General features: G+C 59.7%; 21 protein-coding genes. 11 read left to right on the top strand and 10 right to left on the bottom strand.

From position 1 onward, the window contains the following. Window positions 1-206 precede the first annotated feature (206 nt). From ACIOVB_RS24320 to ACIOVB_RS24310, 3 genes are all read left to right on the top strand, one after another. Entirely contained in the window at window positions 207-1,019 is an 813-nt protein-coding gene (locus ACIOVB_RS24320) for an inner membrane protein YpjD (protein ID WP_187680008.1), read from the top strand. Window positions 1,020-1,032: 13 nt separating this feature from the next. After that, the gene (locus tag ACIOVB_RS24315; protein ID WP_401271915.1) at window positions 1,033-2,274 is read left to right on the top strand and encodes a transporter associated domain-containing protein; all 1,242 of its coding nucleotides are present in this window, start codon (window positions 1,033-1,035) and stop codon (window positions 2,272-2,274) included. 310 nt (window positions 2,275-2,584) lie between these two features. Then, a complete protein-coding gene (locus ACIOVB_RS24310) occupies window positions 2,585-3,901 on the top strand; it encodes an MFS transporter (protein ID WP_401271914.1) in 1,317 nt (438 codons plus the stop codon). Between the two features lie 94 nt (window positions 3,902-3,995). On the opposite strand, the gene purT is transcribed toward ACIOVB_RS24310, so the two are convergent. The 5 genes from purT to ACIOVB_RS24285 all read right to left on the bottom strand — a co-directional run bounded on the left by purT (window position 3,996) and on the right by ACIOVB_RS24285 (window position 7,352). Further along, window positions 3,996-5,177, bottom strand: a complete 1,182-nt coding sequence (gene purT, locus ACIOVB_RS24305; RefSeq protein ID WP_401271913.1) for a formate-dependent phosphoribosylglycinamide formyltransferase — start codon at window positions 5,175-5,177, stop codon at window positions 3,996-3,998. Between the two features lie 100 nt (window positions 5,178-5,277). After that, entirely contained in the window at window positions 5,278-5,745 is a 468-nt protein-coding gene (locus ACIOVB_RS24300) for a preQ0 transporter (protein ID WP_187680012.1), read from the bottom strand. A 228-nt stretch (window positions 5,746-5,973) separates the two neighbouring features. Further along, a complete protein-coding gene (locus tag ACIOVB_RS24295; RefSeq protein WP_401271912.1) occupies window positions 5,974-6,183 on the bottom strand; it encodes a DUF1289 domain-containing protein in 210 nt (69 codons plus the stop codon). Then, window positions 6,180-6,704: a gamma carbonic anhydrase family protein gene (locus ACIOVB_RS24290; protein WP_034154816.1), complete on the bottom strand. Its 525-nt coding sequence runs from the start codon at window positions 6,702-6,704 to the stop codon at window positions 6,180-6,182. Before ACIOVB_RS24290 ends, ACIOVB_RS24295 begins: the two co-directional genes overlap by 4 nt. A gap of 48 nt (window positions 6,705-6,752) precedes the next feature. Next, a complete protein-coding gene (locus ACIOVB_RS24285; RefSeq protein WP_401271911.1) occupies window positions 6,753-7,352 on the bottom strand; it encodes a CoA pyrophosphatase in 600 nt (199 codons plus the stop codon). A 147-nt stretch (window positions 7,353-7,499) separates the two neighbouring features. Here ACIOVB_RS24285 and ACIOVB_RS24280 point away from each other — a divergent pair, with 147 nt between their 5' ends. From ACIOVB_RS24280 to nagE, 7 genes are all read left to right on the top strand, one after another. Then, window positions 7,500-8,051 carry an NUDIX hydrolase gene (locus ACIOVB_RS24280; RefSeq protein WP_187680015.1) on the top strand — a complete coding sequence of 184 codons (552 nt, stop codon included), beginning with the start codon at window positions 7,500-7,502 and terminating at the stop codon, window positions 8,049-8,051. 49 nt (window positions 8,052-8,100) lie between these two features. Beyond that, entirely contained in the window at window positions 8,101-8,616 is a 516-nt protein-coding gene (locus ACIOVB_RS24275; RefSeq protein WP_187680016.1) for a murein L,D-transpeptidase family protein, read from the top strand. A gap of 284 nt (window positions 8,617-8,900) precedes the next feature. Continuing rightward, window positions 8,901-9,632: a GntR family transcriptional regulator gene (locus ACIOVB_RS24270; RefSeq protein WP_370872606.1), complete on the top strand. Its 732-nt coding sequence runs from the start codon at window positions 8,901-8,903 to the stop codon at window positions 9,630-9,632. A gap of 32 nt (window positions 9,633-9,664) precedes the next feature. Then, window positions 9,665-10,771 (top strand): N-acetylglucosamine-6-phosphate deacetylase, encoded by a 1,107-nt coding sequence (gene nagA / locus ACIOVB_RS24265; RefSeq protein WP_401271910.1) that lies wholly within the window; start codon window positions 9,665-9,667, stop codon window positions 10,769-10,771. Continuing rightward, entirely contained in the window at window positions 10,752-11,774 is a 1,023-nt protein-coding gene (locus tag ACIOVB_RS24260) for an SIS domain-containing protein (protein WP_187680019.1), read from the top strand. The genes nagA and ACIOVB_RS24260 overlap by 20 nt, the downstream gene beginning before the upstream one ends. Window positions 11,775-11,808: 34 nt before the next feature. Beyond that, window positions 11,809-14,322 (top strand): phosphoenolpyruvate--protein phosphotransferase, encoded by a 2,514-nt coding sequence (gene ptsP, locus ACIOVB_RS24255; RefSeq protein ID WP_401271909.1) that lies wholly within the window; start codon window positions 11,809-11,811, stop codon window positions 14,320-14,322. A gap of 23 nt (window positions 14,323-14,345) precedes the next feature. After that, window positions 14,346-16,061 carry an N-acetylglucosamine-specific PTS transporter subunit IIBC gene (gene nagE / locus ACIOVB_RS24250; RefSeq protein ID WP_401271908.1) on the top strand — a complete coding sequence of 572 codons (1,716 nt, stop codon included), beginning with the start codon at window positions 14,346-14,348 and terminating at the stop codon, window positions 16,059-16,061. 77 nt (window positions 16,062-16,138) lie between these two features. On the opposite strand, the gene ACIOVB_RS24245 is transcribed toward nagE, so the two are convergent. From ACIOVB_RS24245 to ACIOVB_RS24235, 3 genes are all read right to left on the bottom strand, one after another. Further along, entirely contained in the window at window positions 16,139-16,591 is a 453-nt protein-coding gene (locus ACIOVB_RS24245; RefSeq protein ID WP_187680022.1) for a hypothetical protein, read from the bottom strand. Next, on the bottom strand, window positions 16,575-17,213 hold the full coding sequence (locus ACIOVB_RS24240) for a DUF6036 family nucleotidyltransferase (RefSeq protein ID WP_401271907.1): 639 nt from the start codon (window positions 17,211-17,213) through the stop codon (window positions 16,575-16,577). The genes ACIOVB_RS24245 and ACIOVB_RS24240 overlap by 17 nt, the downstream gene beginning before the upstream one ends. Window positions 17,214-17,473: 260 nt before the next feature. Continuing rightward, entirely contained in the window at window positions 17,474-17,833 is a 360-nt protein-coding gene (locus ACIOVB_RS24235) for a DUF6124 family protein (protein ID WP_401271906.1), read from the bottom strand. 610 nt (window positions 17,834-18,443) lie between these two features. Between ACIOVB_RS24235 and ACIOVB_RS24230 the strand changes: the two genes are divergently transcribed. Next, window positions 18,444-18,674, top strand: a complete 231-nt coding sequence (locus ACIOVB_RS24230; protein ID WP_401271905.1) for a hypothetical protein — start codon at window positions 18,444-18,446, stop codon at window positions 18,672-18,674. A 546-nt stretch (window positions 18,675-19,220) separates the two neighbouring features. On the opposite strand, the gene ACIOVB_RS24225 is transcribed toward ACIOVB_RS24230, so the two are convergent. Together ACIOVB_RS24225 and ACIOVB_RS24220 are read right to left on the bottom strand one after the other, a co-directional pair. After that, window positions 19,221-19,532: a YqfO family protein gene (locus tag ACIOVB_RS24225; RefSeq protein ID WP_102356444.1), complete on the bottom strand. Its 312-nt coding sequence runs from the start codon at window positions 19,530-19,532 to the stop codon at window positions 19,221-19,223. Window positions 19,533-19,537: 5 nt separating this feature from the next. Beyond that, on the bottom strand, window positions 19,538-19,960 hold a 423-nt coding region (locus ACIOVB_RS24220; protein WP_401271904.1), incomplete at its 5' end, for a phosphoribosylformylglycinamidine synthase subunit PurQ.

Genomic DNA, 19,960 nt, shown 5'->3' with positions numbered 1-19,960 from the left:
TTTTCAAACATTGCGCGATCCTTTCAGGCCCTGTGTAGACCGGGATAATGGCGGCCCAGACCGGAATCAACATGTGCTCGGCGAGCCTGCGGCGTGGGCAGGTCGCGGATTATAGCGAAGACTGCGCCGGGCGGACACCTCGCACTTTCGTGGTGTGGCGGTTCTATGCCAAACTCAGCGCCTTTCGGGCTTGCCTAACAGGATTTATGCTCCCCTTGTCACCCAGTTTGCTGACCACACTCGCCGCCGCCCTTCTATATGCCGCTGCGACCCTTTATCAAGGCACTCGTCTGGCCACCGGCGCCAAGGCGAACAAGCGCCTGCTGGTTTCGCTCGGCGTCCTCGCCGTGCTGGCCCACAGCGCCAGCCTGCTCACCCACCTGCTGACGCCGATCGGTCTGGGCCTGGACTTTTTCAGCGCCGCCAGCCTGATTGCCGCCGCCGTGATTGCCCTGACATTGCTGGCGTGCTCGCGAATTCCGGTGGAAAACCTGCTGGTACTGCTGTTCCCGCTGGGCGCGGCCACCGTGCTGCTGGCGCAGTTTGCCCCGGCCGGCACCGTACAGATCATCGATGAAGAGCCGGGCATCCTCGCCCACATCCTGTTGTCGATCCTCGCCTACGGCATGTTCACCATCGCCGTATTCCAGGCCTTGTTGCTGCTGGTGCAAGACCACCAACTCAAGCACAAGCACCCGTCCGGCCTGATCAAGAACTTCCCGCCGCTGCAAACCATGGAAAGCCTGCTATTCGGTTTCCTCTGGGCCGGCTGGACGCTGTTGTCGCTGTCGTTGATCTCCGGCTGGTTGTTCGTCGAGAACCTGTTCGCCCAGCATCTGGTCCACAAAACCTTGCTGGCGTGCCTGGCCTGGATTGTCTTCAGCGTGCTGCTGTGGGGTCGTAATCGTCTCGGTTGGCGCGGCCACAAGGCGATTCGCTGGACTCTCGCCGGTTTCTGCCTGCTGATGTTGGCGTACTTCGGCAGCAAACTGGTTCGTGAATACATCCTGCATATCTGACGGGCGGCAATAAATGGACGGTTTGCCCATAGGGCCGATGCTCGCGGTATTTGTCCTGCTGATTTTATGGTCGGGGCTGTTTACCGCCGTCGAAATCGCGCAGCAGCATCTGCTCGCGCAACGCACCGCCTCGCGCGCCAGCGATAAACCGCTGGCGAAGCTGAGCTTCCCGCTCGACAGCCTGATCCTGTGCAACACCCTGTGCCGTGCGCTCGCCGTGGTGATTGCGACGCTGCTGGCGATTTTCCTCTGTGAAGAAAACGGTCCTTGGGCGGCGTCCCTGGGTGCCGGCGCAATACTGCTGGTGTTCACCGATTACTTTCCGCGCACCCTCGCCCAGCGTTATCCCGACGCTGTACTGGCATTCGGCAATACCCTGCTGGCCGTGCCGCTCAAGATCATTTATCCGCTTGCCTGGCTGTTCAGCCGGATCAGCGCTTTGCTGATGCGTCCGTTTGCGCGCAAAGCCCAAGTAGTGCAACAAAGCGAAGACGATGTGCAGGCTGATCGACATGACGATCCCGAACACCCGATTCGCCTGCACCCGGTCTCGGGCATTCACGCGCTGGACAACATTACGGTCAATGACATTCTGGTACCGCGCAGTGACGTCGACGGCATCAATCTCGACGACCCGATAGAAGACATCATCGAACAACTGCGCAACACCAAGCGCACGCGCCTGCCGGTGTTCCACAGCGACATCAATCAGGTCGAAGCGGTGCTCAATACCCGCCAGATCCGCCACCTGTTGAACGACGATAGCCTGACCCGCGAAGCGCTGCTGGCCGCCAGTTACGAGCCTTACTTCGTCCCGGAAAGCACGCCCCTGCAACTGCAACTGCTGAATTTCCATAAGCAGCAGCGGCGTTTGGGCATGGTGGTGGACGAGTACGGCGAAGTGCTCGGCATCGTCACACTGGAAGACATTCTCGAAGAGATTGTCGGCGAATTCGAAAGCGAGCACAGCCTCGATAATCCGCACATTCATCCGCAGCCCGATGGCCGCATGGTGATTGACGGCACCGCCTCGATTCGCGAATTGAACAAATGCCTGGGTTGGCATTTGCCCAGCGATGGACCGAAAACCCTCAACGGGTTGGTGACCGAGGCGCTGGAAACCATTCCGGAGAGTGCGGTTTGCCTGAAGATCGGTCGATATCGCCTGGAGATTCTCGAAACCGAGGAGAACCGGGTAAGCAGGGTATTGATCTGGCATACGAGTTCGGTGCCCGCTGTGGTGCCTGCCAGGTAAAGATCAAAAGATAGTCCGAACGCGGCCGGAACCTTCGGCAGTTCCTACATTTGGAATGCGCCTGCAGGACCTGCCGAAGGCTGGGATCTTTTGCGCTTGTTCAATCGTTAGCCACCTTCCTATAATCGGGGCGCTTACCCAAGCGCCGCCGACCCTGTGCTTACCCAGCACTAAACAGGTCTCGACTGTTTCCGCATCACACCGACGACTGTTCCTACTCGAAACAGCGCTCGCGCCTCATCCCACATCCCTGGGTACTCCACCATAATAATTCGCTCCAACGGAGCATATGACTGTCAGGGATCACCGCATGACCACCAGTACCGCTTACAGCGACACCGCGCCTGCCCAGCCGACCAACTCTGCCACCCGCGTGGCCACGGCGAGCTTCATCGGCACGGCCATCGAGTTCTACGACTTCTACGTTTACGCCACGGCCGCCGCACTGGTGATCGGACCGGTGTTCTTTCCGCAGACCTCCGGCACCGCGCAGATGCTCTCGGCGTTTCTCACCTTCGGCATTGCCTTCCTTGCCCGCCCGCTAGGCTCGGCGCTGTTCGGCCATTTCGGTGATCGCATCGGACGTAAATCGACGCTGGTCGCTTCGCTTCTGTTGATGGGGGTTTGTACAACGCTGATTGGCGTGCTGCCGGGTTACGCCAGCATCGGGGCCTGGGCACCGATTCTGTTGTGCGTGCTGCGTTTCGGTCAGGGCCTGGGATTGGGCGGCGAATGGGGCGGAGCCGCATTGCTGGCCACGGAAAACGCGCCGAAGGGCAAGCGCGCGTGGTTCGGCATGTTCCCGCAGCTCGGCCCTTCGATTGGCTTTCTCGCGGCTAACGGCCTGTTCCTGACATTGGCCATGACGCTGAGCGACGAGCAGTTCCGCAGCTGGGGCTGGCGGATTCCTTTCCTGCTCAGCGCGGCACTGGTGATGGTCGGCCTGTACGTACGCCTGAAACTCCACGAAACCCCGGTATTCGCCAATGCCATCGCCCGTCAGGAGCGAGTGAAAGTGCCGCTGGTCGAGCTGTTCAGCCAGTATTGGGTACCGACGCTGCTGGGCGCGGCGGCGATGGTTGTCTGCTACGCGCTGTTCTATATCTCGACGGTGTTTTCCCTGAGCTACGGCGTGTCCACTCTGGGTTACAGCCGTGAGACGTTCCTTGGCCTGCTGTGCTTTGCCGTACTGTTCATGGCGGCCGCGACACCGCTGTCGGCCTGGGCCAGTGACCGTTACGGGCGCAAACCGGTGCTGATCATCGGCGGCGTGCTGGCGATTCTGTCCGGATTCCTGATGGAACCGCTGCTGACTCAAGGCTCGACCTGGGGCGTGGCGCTGTTCCTGTGCATCGAGCTGTTCTTGATGGGCGTGACATTCGCCCCGATGGGTGCGCTGTTGCCGGAGCTGTTTCCGACTCACGTGCGTTATACGGGCGCATCGGCAGCCTACAACCTCGGCGGCATTGTCGGAGCCTCGGCGGCGCCGTTCTTTGCGCAGAAACTGGTAGCGATGGGTGGTTTGAGTTATGTCGGCGGGTATGTGTCGGCAGCGGCGGTGCTGAGTGTGATTGCGGTGCTGTGTTTGAAGGAAACGAGGAATAACGATCTGAATCAGATTGCCTGACAGAAGATCAAAAGCTTCGCGAGCAGGCTCGCTCCCACATTTGGAATGCATTTCCCAGTGGGAGCGAGCCTGCTCGCGAATGCCGCGCCTCGGTTTAGAGTTCTACGACAACAGCCTGAGCAGCGCGGGTCGCCTTGGCACGAGCGGCCTCGATCGACTCATCACGCGCCAATGCCACGCCCATGCGGCGCTGACCATTGACCTCAGGCTTGCCGAACAGACGCAGCGCGGTATCCGGCTCGCTCAGCGCAGCGCCAAGGTTGGCGAATGCCGTCTGGGTCGACTGACCTTCCACCAGAATAACCGCCGAAGCCGATGGCCCGAACTGACGGATCAGCGGCACTGGCAGGCCGAGAATGGCCCGAGCGTGCAAGGCGAACTGCGACAGATCCTGGGAAATCAGTGTGACCAGACCAGTGTCGTGCGGGCGCGGCGACACTTCGCTGAACCACACCTGATCACCTTTGATGAACAGCTCGACGCCAAACAGACCACGGCCGCCCAGCGCCTCGGTCACGGCTTTGGCAACGCGCTCGGATTCCGCCAGCGCAATCGGGCTCATGGCCTGTGGCTGCCAGGATTCCTGGTAATCGCCCCTCTCCTGGCGGTGACCCACTGGCGCGCAGAACGTAGTGCCACCCATATGGCGCACGGTCAGCAGAGTGATTTCGTAGTCGAAATCGATAAAGCCTTCGATGATCACCCGACCTTTGCCCGCGCGGCCGCCCTCTTGGGCGTAGTCCCAGGCCTTCTGCACGTCATCGTTGCTGCGCAGCAGGCTTTGGCCTTTGCCCGACGAACTCATCACCGGTTTCACGACACATGGGAAACCCAAGTCCTGAACGGCTTTGCTGTAGTCCTCGAAGGTGTCGGCAAAGTGGTACGGCGAGGTCGGCAGGTCCAGCTCTTCAGCGGCCAGACGACGGATGCCTTCGCGGTTCATGGTCAGTTGCGCGGCACGGGCGGTCGGGATCACGGTGAAGCCTTCAGCTTCCAGCTCGACCAGAGTGGCGGTGGCGATGGCTTCGATTTCCGGCACGATGAAGTGCGGTTTCTCGGCCTCGATGACTGCACGCAGGGCCGCACCGTCGAGCATGTTGATCACGTGGCTGCGATGGGCGACTTGCATGGCCGGCGCGTTGGCGTAACGGTCGACGGCAATCACTTCAACGCCCAAGCGTTGCAGCTCGATCACCACTTCCTTGCCCAACTCACCACAGCCACACAGCAATACGCGGGTCGCGGTTGGCGACAATGGAGTTCCGATACGGGTCATCTCAGGTCCTCAAAGAAGCGGATCATCGAGGAAAGCAACGCCAGACGCGCTTTCCATGGGGAGAAAGCGCGGCATTTTACATGAACCCGAGGGTTTGGCTTCAGCTGGCGACGGCCTGTTTGCGATCACGCCAGGCCATGATCAGCCAGACGGCGGTGACGCCGGCAAATTTCGAGGCCAGCGCGGTGATGATCACGGGTGGCGTCAGCAGGTCGATCATGCCGAAAAAGATGAAGGTATCGAGGGGAATGCTCAGCGCCGAACTGATCCACAAACGGTCGCGCAACGGCCGCTTGGTGATGCTGAACACCAGCCAGTCGATGCACTCGGAGACCGCGAACGCCGTGGCGCTGGCCAGGGCAATGGACGGATCGGACGTGACGTAAGACAGCACCAGTGCCGCCAGCATCGCCACGATGGCGCCATGACCAAAGCGGGTTTGCACCATGTCGCGCAGCACGAACACCAAACCACCCCAGGCCGACCAGATGATGTCCAGGTGGGGCGCGGTGGAGAAGGCGAAGTTGATCAGCACGACGCTGCTGATATAGGCGATGAGGAAAATCATGGAGGCGACCTGGCAGATTGGCGCACAGGTTACTTGACCGGCAGATCAAGAGCCACCCCCTCACCCCAGCCCTCTCCCCCAAGGGGGCGAGGGGGAAAGGGAGCAGATCGGGTGCGTTTCGAAACCTGAGTTCGACTCGGTATGCCAAGTCGGCGTATAGCGAAAGACACCTCGGTCAGTCCCCTCTCCCTCTGGGAGAGGGTTAGGGTGAGGGCATTCTCAAGTCGATCACGACTTCGAAGGGATCATCCACACCAACCCACTCGCCTTCGCCCGCTCATGACACAACCCCAACACTGCCCGCCGCTCGTCATTGCTCATCCGGCTCCAACGGGTAATCTCCTCGACCGTGCGCTGGCAGCCCGTGCAAATATCATCCTCGTCCAGCGCACAGATATTCACGCAGGGTGATTTCACAGGTCTTTCAGGCGTGTTCATTCTTCCTGCTCAACCAGATCACGCGCATAACGCTGGGAGTTATGCACATAGTGCGCGGCGCTGGCTTCGAGCATCTTCTTCTGTGGCTCGGTCAGTTCTCGCACGACTTTGCCCGGCGAACCCATGACCAGCGAACCGTCGGGAATTTCCTTGCCTTCACCGATCAGCGAGTTCGCGCCAATGATGCAGTTTTTGCCGATCTTCGCGCCGTTGAGAATCACCGCGTTAATGCCGATCAGGCTGTAATCGCCGACTGTGCAGCCATGCAGCATGGCGTTGTGGCCAATGGTCACGCCGGTGCCGATGGTCAGCGGAAAACCCATGTCGGTGTGCATCACCGTGCCGTCCTGGACGTTGCTGTTCTTGCCGATCAGGATCAGTTCGTTGTCGCCGCGCAGCACGGCGTTGAACCAGACGTTGGCGCCCTCTTCCAGCTTGACCTTGCCCACCAGCACGGCGTTGGGGGCGACCCAGCTCTGTGGATGGGTTTCGACACGGGCGTCGCCCAAGCGGTATTTCATCTTGTTTTCCTCAGGGCTCACGATGAAGGGCCATTCGAGCGATGGCTTTCAGGTGTTGATAAAGCTTTTAGGCGGCTGATGCAGGCTGATTTTCGCGTCATAGAGCAGATTGATCAACTCGACGATCATGATCGCTGTCAGCCCCCAGATCTTGAATTGACCGTATCGATAGCTCGGCACATACCAACTGCGCCCCTGATAGTCGATGCGATGGGTGTGTTCGCGAGGGTCTTTGCGGAAGAATTCCAGTGGCACACTGAATACGGCTGCGATTTCCGCATCGTTGGCCAGATATTCGACAAAATCGGGGATCACGCCGACATAAGGCGTGACCTTTATACCGTGCAGGGAGATCAGCGGACTGAGCGGGCCGATCACTTCGACCAGTCCCGGCGGCAGGCCGATCTCTTCTTCGGCTTCGCGCAGGGCAGTGAAAATCAGATCGGGGTCTTCGGGATCGCGGCGTCCACCGGGGAAGGCGACTTCGCCGCCGTGAGTCGAGAGACCGCTGGCGCGCAGGGTCAATACCAGTTCCGGCTCGTCACTGCGGGTGATCGGCACCAGAACGGCGGCCTCGGGGAAACGTGTGTCGGTCTCCAGCGTGCGCGGTGTGTGGTTGCTTACCCGATGCAGTAGCTCGTCCAGCATGAGTGTTCTCGATCTGTGCCTTGCCCTGCATCATGCACCAATCATTGCGACCGCCCAAGCCCCTGAATCTTGCCGTGTCGCGAAACGACAACTTGCCGACCGGCACCGCTGCACGCCAAGATAGGCGCAGCATTCAGGAACCCCAGCATGAAATTTTGCAGCCAGTGCGGTAACCCGGTGACACAGCGCATTCCCGAAGGCGACTCGCGGCTGCGATTTGTCTGCGATAGCTGTCAGACCATTCACTATCAGAACCCCAATATCGTTGCCGGTTGCGTCGCGACCTGGGGCACTCAAGTGTTGCTCTGCCGCCGCGCCATCGAACCGCGCCTCGGTTACTGGACGTTGCCCGCCGGATTCATGGAGAACGGCGAAACGATCGAGCAAGCCGCGACCCGCGAAACCGCCGAGGAAGCCTGCGCCCGGGTGCGTAACCTGAGCATCTATACCCTGATCGATGTGCCGCACATCAGCCAGGTGCATGTGTTCTTCCGCGCCGAACTGGTCGATCTGGATTTTGCCGCCGGCCCCGAAAGCCTGGAAGTACAACTATTCGACGAAGCCGACATCCCCTGGGACGAACTGGCTTTCCGCACGGTGGGCCGTACCCTAGAATGCTTCTTCGCTGACCGGCGCGCCGAGGTCTATCCGGTTCGTTCCGAATCGATTCCGCCGCTGGCCCAGCCTGCCATCACCTAAAAGCCTCTATAAATAAAATATCTGCGTCACTCCTTGGGGAATCGTTTCAATGCGCTGGTTGCTTGCCCTGTTTTGCCTGTCGTTCGTCACGGTCTCGCAAGCGTCATTCGTGACCACCGTGACGCCGTCGAATACTCCTCTCATCGAAAAAGTACTGGTGCTCAAATCGGCTCATCAACTGCAGTTGATCGTCGACGGCAAGCCACTCAAGACCTATCGCATCTCTCTGGGCAAGGGAGCAAAAAAAGGTCCGAAACTGATTGAAGGCGACAAGCGCACACCTGAAGGCTTCTATTGGATCGACTGGCGCAAGACCAGCGAAAAATTCAATCTGTCGATGCACATTTCTTACCCGAACATCAGCGATTCGGCGCGTGCCCGGCGTGAAGGCGTCGAGCCTGGCGGCATGATCATGATCCACGGCACGCCGGACTCGGAAGAAACGCCCGAAGATCTGTTCCACACCCTGGACTGGACCGACGGCTGCATCGCCATGCGCAACATGGACATGCGCGAAGTCTGGGGCTTGGTGCCGGACGGCACGATGATCGAGATCCGCCCTTAACGACCGACCTTTGGTCGCTCTCGAAAAAATAAATCAAAAGATCGCAGACTGCGTCAGCGCCTACAGGGTTGATACCACTTCCCACTGTAGGAGCTGCCGCAGGCTGCGATCTTTTGCTTTTTAAAGCCACCCGCTAATACCACTTAAAACCACCCCCCCCTAAAACCCGCCATTTCATTGGGCCAACGGCCATTTACCTGCGTTGACATGGTATTCAAGTGGTATTAATTTCCGCCTCACAAGCGCGCCACAACAATCCTATACTCGCGCCGGAAATGACCTACATGAATGACCTCCACGTCCTACGCCCTGACGATTCCCAGCCGACGCCGCTGTACCTGCAACTGGCGCGCAACCTGGAAGCGGCCATTCATGCCGGGCAGTGGAAAGCCGAACAGGCGATGCCATCCGAGCGCAATCTCAGCGAACAGTTGGGCATCTCCCGGGTGACAGCGCGCAAGGCACTGGAAGTTCTGCTCGATCAAGGTTTGATCCGTCGTTTGCAAGGTTCCGGCACCTTCATCACCCCACGTCTGGAGCAACCCCTCTCCCGCCTCTCCGGCTTCAGTGAAATGCTCCGCCTCAAGGGCTTCGTGCCCAGCTCGCAATGGCTGGAGCGGGAAATCACCCTGCCGACCCACGAAGAACTGATTCGCCTGAGCCTGTCGCCGAACGACAAGGTCGCGCGCATGAAACGCCTGCGCAAAGCCGACGACACCGTGATGGCCATCGAGATGAGCACCCTGCCCGCCTCGATCATGCCCAAACCGCAAGCGGTGGGCGATTCGCTCTACGAATACCTCGACGGCATCGGCAAACCGATCGTCCGCGCCTTGCAGCACATCCAGGCGATCAACGCCTCGGACGAGTTCGCCGCGCTGGTCGGCATCGCCCCCGGCACCGCCATGCTGCTGATGACCCGGGTCGGCTATCTGGAAGACAACACGCCGATCGAAGTCACCGACACCTATTGCCGCAACGACTACTACGACTTTGTTGCAGAGCTGCGCCGCTAACCGGGCGCAGACGTCAAACAGCGAGAACCGAAATGTCTGAAGACAACATCCTCACCGCTCACGGCTGGGTTCGCGGCCGGCTGATTCACGAACACGGCAAAGTCGTGTCGATCGAAGGCGTGCCTTGCGATCCGGCGGACAACGATCTGCCTTATCTGCTGCCGGGCTTCATCGACCTGCACGTTCACGGCGGTGGCGGCAAAGACATCATGGAAGGCGCCAGCGCTTTCGAGACCATCACCAGAACCCACGTGCGCTTCGGCACCACTTCGCTGCTGGCCACCACCATGACCGCACCGAGTGCCGAGATTTCCAGCGTACTCAAGGCAGTCGGCGAATTCTGCGAACAGCGCCCGGCCAACAGTGCCCGAGTCCTGGGCGTGCACCTCGAAGGCCCCTACATCAACCCCGGCAAACTCGGCGCGCAACCAAACTTCGCCCACACCGCGTTGATGGCCGAAGTCGAAGAATATCTGGCGCTGGCGCCGATCCGGGTCATCACCATCGCCCCGGAAATCGCCGGCCACGACGCTTTGATCCGTGAACTCAGCCGCCGTGGCATCCGCATGCAGATCGGCCACACCCTCGGCAGTTACGAGGAAGGTGTCGCCGCGCTCGACGCCGGCGCCACCAGTTTCACCCATTTGTACAACGCCATGAGTCCGCTGCATCACCGCGAGCCGGGGATCGTCGGCGCGGCACTGGCCCATGCCAAGTACGCCGAGCTGATTCCGGATTTGCTCCACGTACACCCCGGCGCCATCCGCGTGGCCCTGCGCTCGATCCCGTGCCTGTATTGCGTCACCGACTCGACCGCCGCCGCTGGCATGCCCGACGGTGAATACAAGCTCGGCAGCCACACCGTGACCAAATGCCTGGGCGGCGTGCGCCTGCCCGACGGCACGCTGGCCGGCAGCACCCTGACCATGGATCAGGCCCTGCGCAACCTGGTGAAGATCGGTTTGCCCATCGCCGAAGCCTCGCAACGACTTTCGCAATTCCCCGCCGACTACCTCGGCATCACCGAACGCGGGCGCCTTGAACCAGGCGCCTGGGCCGACTCCGTGCGGCTGGATCGCTCACTCACACTGACCGCCGTCATGGTCGAAGGAGAAGACATTGACTTCAAAAATGCTTGAAGAGGCGCTGTCCTCGTTCGAGGCCGTGCAGGCCCAACTGCAACAACTCGACCCGCAACTGATCGAGATCGCCGGGCGCCTGCGCCGTCAGCCGCCGCAAGTGGCGATGACCGTCGCGCGCGGCAGTTCCGACCACGCGGCGAGCTACTTCGCCTACCTGACCATGCAGCAATTGGGCGTGCCGGTGGCGTCGTTGCCGATGTCGGTGGTGACCATGCAGCAGGCGCCGCTGAAGGTTAGCGGACAGGTCGCCTTCGCGTTCTCGCAGTCCGGTCAGAGCCCGGATCTGGTCAACAGTCTGCGTCTGCTGCGCAAGCGTGGGGCGCTCAGCGTTTCCATGGTCAACGCCGCCGATTCGCCGCTGGAAGCCGCGTGTGAATTCAGCGTGCCGCTGCTCGCCGGTACTGAAAGCAGCGTCGCCGCGACCAAGAGTTTTATCGCCACCCTCAGCGCCAGCGCTCGTCTGATCGCGCACTGGAAAGAGGACAACGAATTGCTGCAAGCCCATAACGCACTGCCCGAAGGTCTGCGCGAAGCGGCACAACAGGACTGGAGCGTGGCCATTGATGCCCTGCGCGATTGCGAACGCCTGATGGTGATCGGTCGCGGTGCCGGTTTTGCCATCGCCCAGGAAGCGGCACTGAAGTTCAAGGAAACCTCGGCGATCCAGGCCGAAGCCTTCAGCAGCGCCGAAGTCCGTCACGGCCCGATGGCGCTGATCGACGAACACTACCCGCTGCTGGTCTTCGCACCACGCGGCGCCGAACAGGCCGGGCTGTTGAGTCTGGCGGCAGAAATGCGTCAACGCGGCGCCCGCGTCTTGCTGGCCGCGCCGGACGACGTCAGCGAACGCGACCTGACCCTGAGCCGCGCCGAGCACCCGGTCCTCGACCCGATTCTGGCGATCCAGAGTTTCTACGTGATGGCTGCAGGCCTGGCCGTAGCCCGAGGCATGGACCCGGATCAGCCGCGCCACCTGAGCAAAGTGACCCGCACGCACTAAGTCCGATTGACTGCACACCTGATGAGACCGAGCCATGCACAACAACAATAAAGAGCTGACCCTCAGCGCCCCGCTCAGCGGCCCGGTGCTCACGCTCGCCAAAGTCCCGGACGCGGTGTTCGCCAGCGGCGCGATGGGCGATGGCATTGCCATCGACCCGTTGAACGACACCCTGTATTCACCGTGTGCCGGGGTGATCATCCATGTCGCGCGCACCGGACACGCCCTCACCGTGCGTGCCGACAATGGCGCGGAAATCCTCCTGCACCTGGGTCTCGACACCGTTGAATTGAACGGCGAAGGCTTCTCGATGCTGGTCAAGGAAGGTTTGCGCGTCACCCAGGGTCAGCCGCTGTTGCGCTATGACCTGGACAAGGTCGGCCAGCAGTGCAAAAGCCTGGTCAGCTTGTTGATCCTGACCAACAGCCAGGATTTTCAAGTGCGGCCAATCACCCTCAAAGCGGTGAAGGTTGGCGAGCCGTTGCTGCACATCATCGCGCGCCACAGTGCGGCGACCAACGCTGAAGAACTCGGCGGGCCTGAGGTTCACGGGCATGTGCTGGTCGCTCATCGCGGCGGTTTGCATGCCCGCCCCGCCGCGCTGATTCGCCAGACCGCACAAGGCTTCAAGAGCCAGTCGCAGTTGCACTTCGCCGGCAAAACGGCGCCGTGCAACAGCCTGATCGGGTTGATGGGACTGGCGGTCGGCGAGCAGGACGAAGTGCAAGTCAGTTGTCAGGGTCCGGACGCCGAAGCCGCGCTGCAAGCCTTGCTCACGGCTTTGGCCACCGCCCTGCCGGACGATCATCACGCAAGCGCCCCGGTCAGCGCAGCACCGCGCAAACGCCCGGCCGAGGCTGGCGTGTTGCATGGCGTGTGCGCTGCGCCGGGGTTTGTCGGTGGGCCGCTGTATCGTTTGAACGCAATCAACTTGCCGGCGGATGCGGGCAATCATGCTCCGCTTGAGCAACTGGAAAAACTTGAAGCCGCGCTGAATCAGGTACGCAGCGAAATCGACGGCACCCTCGCCCAGGCGAAAAAGCACAAAAACACCGACGAAGAAGCAATCTTCGCCGCACACATGGCGCTGCTGGAAGACCCAGCTCTGCTCGACGCTGCGCAACAATCCATCGAGCAAGGCTCTGCCGCGACTCACGCTTGGAGCCAGTCGATTGATGTGCAGTGCGAAGTGCTCCAGCAAACCGGCAGCGCGCTGCTGGCCGAACGCGCCAACGACCTGCGCGACCTCAAGCAACGCGTGCTGCGTGCCCTGCTCGGCGAAGCCTGGCATTACGACGTGCCGGCCGGTGTCATTGTCGCCGCGCATGAACTGACCCCGTCGGATCTGCTGCAACTCAGCGCCCAAGGTGTCGCCGGGTTGTGCATGGCCGAGGGCGGCGCGACGTCGCACGTGGCGATTCTGGCGCGGGGCAAAGGTTTGCCGTGCATGGTTGCTTTGGGTTCGGCATTGCTTGAACAACCACAAGGCCAAGCGGTGGTGCTCGACGCCGATAACGGTCGCCTTGAACTGACACCCAATGCCGAACGACTGGCCGAAGTTCAACAAGCGCAAATCGACCGTCAACAACGCCGCGACGCGCAACAAGCCAAGGCGCACCTGCCGGCCGAAACACGCAATGGCGTGGCCATCGAAGTGGTCGCCAACGTCGCCTCCAGCGCTGAAGCAACGGACGCCTTTGCCAACGGTGCCGACGGCGTCGGTCTGCTACGCACCGAATTCCTGTTCGTCGATCGCCAGACCGCGCCAGACGTCGAAGAACAGCGCGCCGCCTATCAAGCCGTCATCGATGCGATGGGCGACAAGTCAGTGATCATCCGCACCATCGACGTTGGTGGCGACAAACAACTCGACTACCTGCCACTGCCCGCTGAAGCCAACCCGGTGCTTGGCTTGCGCGGTATTCGTCTGGCTCAGGCCCGCCCGGAAATTCTCGATCAGCAACTGCGCGCGCTGCTGCAAGTCAGCCCGTTGCAGCGTTGCCGAATCCTGTTGCCGATGGTCACCGAAGTCGACGAATTGCTGCACATTCGCGAACGCGTCGATGCGTTGTGCCTGGAACTGAACATCACGCAACGCCCGGAAATCGGCGTGATGATCGAAGTCCCGGCCGCCGCACTGCAAGCCGAACAACTGGCTGAGCACGCAGACTTCCTGTCGATCGGCACCAACGATCTCTCCCAATACACCCTCGCCATGGATCGCGACCACGCCGGCCTCGCCGCACGAGTCGACGCTTTGCACCCGGCGCTGCTGCGCCTGATCGCCATGACCTGCGAAGGCGCGGCGGTGCACAAACGGTGGGTCGGCGTGTGCGGTGCGTTGGCCTCTGATCCACTGGCAACGCCGGTATTGATCGGCCTCGGCGTAACCGAACTGTCGGTCAGCCCGGTGCAAATTGGTGAGATCAAAGATCGCGTGCGCCAGTTGCACGAAGCCGAATGCCAACGCATCGCCCGTGACCTGTTCAAGCTGAGCAGCGCTGCGGCGGTGCGTCACGCCTGCCATCAACATTGGCCTCTGCGCTAATAACAACAAGAAGGAGAACCGCCATGTACCAACTCTTCATCGAAGGCCTGCAACGCCTCGGCCGTGCGCTGATGCTGCCGATCGCGATCCTGCCGATTGCCGGTCTGCTGCTGCGTCTGGGTGACACCGACCTGCTGAACATCGCGATCATCCACGATGCCGGCCAAGTGATCTTCGCCAACCTGGCGATGATCTTCGCCATCGGCATCGCCGTCGGGTTCGCCAAGGACAACAACGGCACCGCAGGCCTGGCCGGGGTGATCGGTTATCTGGTGATGATCTCCACCCTCAAAGTGCTCGACGCGAGCATCAACATGGGCATGCTCGCCGGCATTGTCAGCGGCCTGATGGCCGGCGCGCTGTACAACCGCTTCAAGGACATCAAACTGCCGGAGTATCTGGCGTTCTTCGGTGGCCGGCGGTTTGTGCCGATTGTCACCGGCTTCGCCGCAGTGGGCCTGGGCGTGGTGTTCGGCTACATCTGGCCGCCGATCCAGCACGGCATCAACAGCTTCGGCGCCCTGATGATGGAAAGCGGCAGCCTCGGTGCCTTCGTCTTCGGCGTGTTCAACCGTCTGCTGATCGTCACCGGCCTGCACCACATCCTCAACAACATGGCGTGGTTCGTGTTCGGCAACTTCACCGATCCAACGACCGGCGCACTGGTCACCGGCGACCTGTCGCGCTACTTCGCTGGCGATCCGAAGGGCGGCCAGTTCATGACCGGCATGTTCCCGATGATGATCTTCGGCCTCCCCGCCGCATGCCTGGCGATGTACCGCAACGCGCTGACGGAGCGGCGCAAGGTCATGGGCGGGATCTTCCTGTCGATGGCCCTGACTTCATTCCTGACCGGCGTGACCGAGCCAATCGAATTCGCCTTCATGTTTCTGGCGCCATTGCTGTTCCTGCTGCACGCGCTGCTGACCGGGTTGTCGATGGCGATTACCAATGCGCTGAACATCCATTTGGGCTTTACGTTTTCTGGCGGGTTTATCGACATGGTGCTGGGCTGGGGCAAGTCCACCAACGGCTGGCTGGTGGTCCCTGTCGGGCTGGCGTACGCGGTTATGTATTACGTGGTGTTTGATTTCTGTATTCGTCGCTTCAATCTGAAAACGCCGGGGCGTGAGGATGTGGCGACCGCTGAGAAAGCCGTCCTCACCGAAAACCAACGAGCCGGGGCCTACATCAAAGCCCTCGGTGGTGCGGAGAATCTGCTGACCGTTGGCGCCTGCACTACCCGTCTGCGACTGGAGATGGTCGATCGCAACAAAGCATCCGATGCAGATCTGAAAGCGCTCGGCGCAATGGCAGTCGTGCGCCCGGGCAAGGGTGGCAGTTTGCAGGTGGTGGTCGGGCCGATGGCTGACAGCATTGCAGATGAGATTCGCCTGGCGATGCCGGCGTTGGGGCGTGCGGTTCTTGCCGAGCCTGTTGCGGTTGCCGATGAACCGAAAGCGGTTGTGATGGCGGGTTCTGAAGCTCAGCAATGGCTGAATGCGCTGGGTGGCGGCGACAACGTGCTGCAACTCGATTGCATCGCCATGAGCCGGATTCGCTTGCTGCTGGCGGATGGCAAGGCGCTGTCCGAGGCGCAGTTGAAAGAACTGGGATGTCAGGGTGTCAGCCAGTTGGAAGGTGGCGTTTGGCATTTGTTGGTGGGGGACAAGGCTGCGGGTTTGAGTGGGGCGATTGAGGCGCTGGTCAATCGCAGCGAGGTCAGTGCCAAGGTCTGAGCCTTTACATCAGGCTCTACTCGAAACAACTGATACAAAAAACCCGGCGTTGGCCGGGTTTTTCATGCAGCTCAAGTTCAGGACATTCTTGCGCGCTGTTCCGCCTCGTAATGCCGAGTCTGGTACGGCATGAGCGCCTGAACCTTCAAACCCAGACTTTCCGTCAAACCCCAAGCAACCGCCAACTCGTCGCGACGATTGCGTAATAAAACAGCGGGTTGAGAAACGACGTGTTGCTTGGGTGTTTTGGCGGCGAAAAGCTCGAGTGCATGGAGCGTTTCCGACACGCGGCTATCCGATACACATGCGAAACGAGTAAATCGCTCCAGTAGATAAGCCGCTCGGCGCAGCTCGACTTCATCGCTGTGAAATTTGAGAAATGTTGATATCTCACTCTCAAGATCGGATGTTGAATACCAGACCTCTTTGGCTGCATTGACCAGCGCTGTCCCATCGGCTTGATCCAGCGGTCTTCTGACCAACGTATCCAATGCCGAAGAGAGGACATGATCATCAAGAGAGTTCGACATCTGGTTCCTCCAGGTAGTCCTGCAAGATATTGGTGAGCACTGAGGCAGGTTGCTCTTTGTTGCCAACATATACATCAATTGCTTGCAATGCCAGACACCGGAAATCACTCGCCAGAATGAAACCGGCCCTAAGAAGCGCCTTGATGTCCGCAACGTCGTGATCGGTAGCCCTGCCAAGTTTTGTAATTGCAATATCCACCGGAGCAGCGATGTGAATCTGGAGCGGGGACGTCTCCGGAAACTCAGTCATGGGAATACTTCGCGCCCAGTAGTCTTCATGGATCGGGCCAAAACTTGTGTTGTACTGAAGGTCGTAGTTCAGCTCCATCACTCGAGCGGAGCGTTCGTCGATAAAAGGCTCCGGGACTTGAGCAAGAAGCGCTTGAAGGTCGAACCCTGGCGGAAGGCAAGCTTCATAAATCTCCGCATCGACATCCACGGAAACACGATGATTTGTGTAGAGATGTACGGCGCAACCACCAAAGACGATGATTTTGACTGCACCCGGATCGGCATTTTCCTGCCTCAATTCTGCTTCGACTGATTTGAACATCGAAACCAATGCCTTTCCCAAGGCAGTATTCGCGTTGATGCGGGGAGTGACCACAGGTAGCAATTCCATTTTTGAACCTCAAAGTCATGTCGATGGCTCACGCGATACAGCCCGTTACCCAGCTCGCTGTTTGCCAGAGACAGATCAAGGTATGGATGCGACTTCCGAGGGACAACCTGAAAGATTGGTAGGAAAATTCCCGAGTTTGCTGACGCTCTGAAACTCGTCTGACGCCTGTCAGTGCCTCATCGCTGGCAAGCCGGCTCCCACAGGGGAATGCGTTTCAACTGTGGGAGCCAACCGGCTGGCGATGAACGATGACGCGGTCGTCAGGTTTGTGGGTCGACTCGATCCAGTGCCCGGCTGACAGCCAGTTCGGCGAGCATGACGATTTGCTGGATGCCTAGTGCCGTGCTGCGTTGCGAACCGTTTAGCTCATTGGCGAAGTTGCTGGCGGCGGTGCTTGCCGAAGCTAGAGATTCGCAGGCGTGGGCGAGCAAGCTTTCGGTATCGACTTCGGGGCAGACCATGAACATGGTGCTTGGTCGGCGGGGTTTTGCGGGTTCGGGGCACAGGTAGAAGTCGAGGGCGCGTTTGATGGCTTCGCGGTTTCGGGCCTGGTCTTCGGCGCGGAGGGCTTCTTCGAGTGGGGTTTTGGTTTCGGGTGGATCGGGTACGGGCTTGGTCATTGCAATGATCTCTAATCAAATGATTGAAGCCATCACTGGTCGTTTCTCACGCGACGAAGAGGTGGCAGCTATGTGCGGAGTGAGAAACCGGTAAGAGATCAACCCGGCCGAACCGAAGTCCGCCCGCACACAGCCGCCATAGAACATTGCCGGCAGCAAATAAGCTGGCGGCGATTATGGTGCTACTGACGTTTGATTAAAACCTCTTACCGGGTTCTCACACCCGATCACCGATTTGCGGTGACAGCCAAAGACTAAAGATCCGACGTCCGACGGACAACCTGAAAACCTTGTGGGAAGGTTCTGGTGATCTCACATCCAGTTAAACAACGCGAATCGCCTCCCTCGTGTAGGAGCTGCCGAAGGCTGCGATCTTTTGACTTTGACGTTTCAACATCAAAAGCAGGATCAACAGATCGCAGCCTTCGGCAGCTCCTACACGTGAGCCAGTGCATTCAGGAATGAAATCGCCCCCACATTGTCGGCACTGTCAACTGTCAGGTCTGACAGTTGACCGCCTCGACCGACGTTATTACGTTGACTGAATCAGGCAGTTTTTATGTCGTAGCCTCGATAACCCTGCACTTAATTCGTAAAGGATGGCTGCGACATGGCTGACAAAATGACGGACGAAAAACAACTAAAGCATCTGAAAAAAACCTACGAAAATCTGGACGCAAACAAGGACGGAGTCCTTACTTTCGAAGAGTTCGCCAAAGGCACCAAAGGCTATGCCAAATCGCTGAGAGAGTTGGTTTGGAAGGAATACAACAAGGACGGGGACAACGACTTAACCCTGGATGAGTATCTGGATAACGAAAACGCGAAGCCTGCTGAATAGCTTCGTCACGCTCTAACCGCCTTCGCTGGCAAGCAAAGCAGCACCCCCAACTCGCTCCCGCTCCTCACCACTCAACAGGATGAGCGTTAGCTCGGCTGCAGCTCTTGATCTTGATCCACAGGCCCCGTCGGCAGGCTGAGTGGAGGGATTCATCCGGGGGGTAGGCGCGCAGCGCCGTTCGACGAAGTCGAACTCATCGAGAGGAGGTGCAGCGAAGCAAACCGGAGGCGATGCCCCCGGATGAAACCCGGAGCGAAGGAACCCCGAGCGTTAGCGAGTGGGCCGGACGTTGGGGCAAGCGTTTTTTTGCTTACTTTATTTAGGCGTTTGTAAAAAAAGTGAGTCGCCGTAAGGGCGAAACCGTAAGCCGCAGCAACCGAAGAAACAGATATTCACACAGCCAGCCAGAACATGGTCGCCTATAAGGGCGCCATCGCTGGCAAGCCAGCTCCCACAGTTGAATGAAGTCGCCCACCAAATCGTCGGCAACAAAAAACCCGCAGACAATCACTCATCTGCGGGCTTCTCATTCCAGCGGCAGAAAGATCAGAAATCCTCCAGCCGCCACACTTCATAAGCCGGCGTCTCATACGGATGACTGAGCTTCAACGCCGCCACAACAGCCACGATCAACTCATCCGCCACCACAAGCTCCACCTTCCATTCCTCAACCCGCTCGACCTGCCCCGCCTCACCAATAAACGGCTGACTGCCATCCAAAGGCCGAAACTGGCCAGACCCAAGCACCTGCCAAGCACAGTGGTCATAGTCACCGATCCGCCCACCACCGGCAGCGAACACGGCCCCTTTGACCACCTCGACATGACTGTCAGGAACAAAAAACCCAAGCTTGTACACGACGCTTAGTTAACCCACACACGAGCATTACGGAACATACGCATCCAAGGTGCGTCTTCGTTCCAGTCTTCCGAACGCCACGAGTTCTGCACGGCGCGGAACACACGCTCCGGGTGCGGCATCATGATCGTCACACGGCCATCACGGCTGGTGAGACCGGTAATCCCGCGCGGCGAACCGTTCGGGTTGGCCGGATACGATTCAGTGACCTTGCCATGGTTGTCGACAAAACGCATCGCCACACAACCCGACAGATCCGCTTCCAGCAATGCTTCTTCGCTGGAGAACTCGGCATGACCTTCACCGTGAGCGATGGCGATCGGCATACGCGAACCGGCCATGCCCTGCAGGAAGATCGAGTTCGACTCCTGAACCTGAACCATCGCCACACGCGCTTCGAACTGCTCGGAGCGGTTGCGCACGAAGTG

The organism is Pseudomonas sp. NPDC087639, from assembly GCF_044743385.1.
Taxonomy (GTDB): Bacteria; Pseudomonadota; Gammaproteobacteria; order Pseudomonadales; family Pseudomonadaceae; genus Aquipseudomonas.
This window is presented reverse-complemented; position numbering and strand designations above follow the sequence as displayed.

What these genes read in the sequence shown, in the direction of transcription:
- ACIOVB_RS24320 (WP_187680008.1), top strand. Translation starts at nt 207, where the DNA reads ATGCTCCCCTTGTCACCCAGTTTGCTGACCACACTCGCCGCCGCCCTT.
- ACIOVB_RS24315 (WP_401271915.1), top strand. Translation starts at nt 1,033, where the DNA reads ATGGACGGTTTGCCCATAGGGCCGATGCTCGCGGTATTTGTCCTGCTG.
- ACIOVB_RS24310 (WP_401271914.1), top strand. Translation starts at nt 2,585, where the DNA reads ATGACCACCAGTACCGCTTACAGCGACACCGCGCCTGCCCAGCCGACC.
- purT (WP_401271913.1), bottom strand. Translation starts at nt 5,177, where the DNA reads ATGACCCGTATCGGAACTCCATTGTCGCCAACCGCGACCCGCGTATTG.
- ACIOVB_RS24300 (WP_187680012.1), bottom strand. Translation starts at nt 5,745, where the DNA reads ATGATTTTCCTCATCGCCTATATCAGCAGCGTCGTGCTGATCAACTTC.
- ACIOVB_RS24295 (WP_401271912.1), bottom strand. Translation starts at nt 6,183, where the DNA reads ATGAACACGCCTGAAAGACCTGTGAAATCACCCTGCGTGAATATCTGT.
- ACIOVB_RS24290 (WP_034154816.1), bottom strand. Translation starts at nt 6,704, where the DNA reads ATGAAATACCGCTTGGGCGACGCCCGTGTCGAAACCCATCCACAGAGC.
- ACIOVB_RS24285 (WP_401271911.1), bottom strand. Translation starts at nt 7,352, where the DNA reads ATGCTGGACGAGCTACTGCATCGGGTAAGCAACCACACACCGCGCACG.
- ACIOVB_RS24280 (WP_187680015.1), top strand. Translation starts at nt 7,500, where the DNA reads ATGAAATTTTGCAGCCAGTGCGGTAACCCGGTGACACAGCGCATTCCC.
- ACIOVB_RS24275 (WP_187680016.1), top strand. Translation starts at nt 8,101, where the DNA reads ATGCGCTGGTTGCTTGCCCTGTTTTGCCTGTCGTTCGTCACGGTCTCG.
- ACIOVB_RS24270 (WP_370872606.1), top strand. Translation starts at nt 8,901, where the DNA reads ATGAATGACCTCCACGTCCTACGCCCTGACGATTCCCAGCCGACGCCG.
- nagA (WP_401271910.1), top strand. Translation starts at nt 9,665, where the DNA reads ATGTCTGAAGACAACATCCTCACCGCTCACGGCTGGGTTCGCGGCCGG.
- ptsP (WP_401271909.1), top strand. Translation starts at nt 11,809, where the DNA reads ATGCACAACAACAATAAAGAGCTGACCCTCAGCGCCCCGCTCAGCGGC.
- nagE (WP_401271908.1), top strand. Translation starts at nt 14,346, where the DNA reads ATGTACCAACTCTTCATCGAAGGCCTGCAACGCCTCGGCCGTGCGCTG.
- ACIOVB_RS24245 (WP_187680022.1), bottom strand. Translation starts at nt 16,591, where the DNA reads ATGTCGAACTCTCTTGATGATCATGTCCTCTCTTCGGCATTGGATACG.
- ACIOVB_RS24240 (WP_401271907.1), bottom strand. Translation starts at nt 17,213, where the DNA reads ATGGAATTGCTACCTGTGGTCACTCCCCGCATCAACGCGAATACTGCC.
- ACIOVB_RS24235 (WP_401271906.1), bottom strand. Translation starts at nt 17,833, where the DNA reads ATGACCAAGCCCGTACCCGATCCACCCGAAACCAAAACCCCACTCGAA.
- ACIOVB_RS24230 (WP_401271905.1), top strand. Translation starts at nt 18,444, where the DNA reads ATGGCTGACAAAATGACGGACGAAAAACAACTAAAGCATCTGAAAAAA.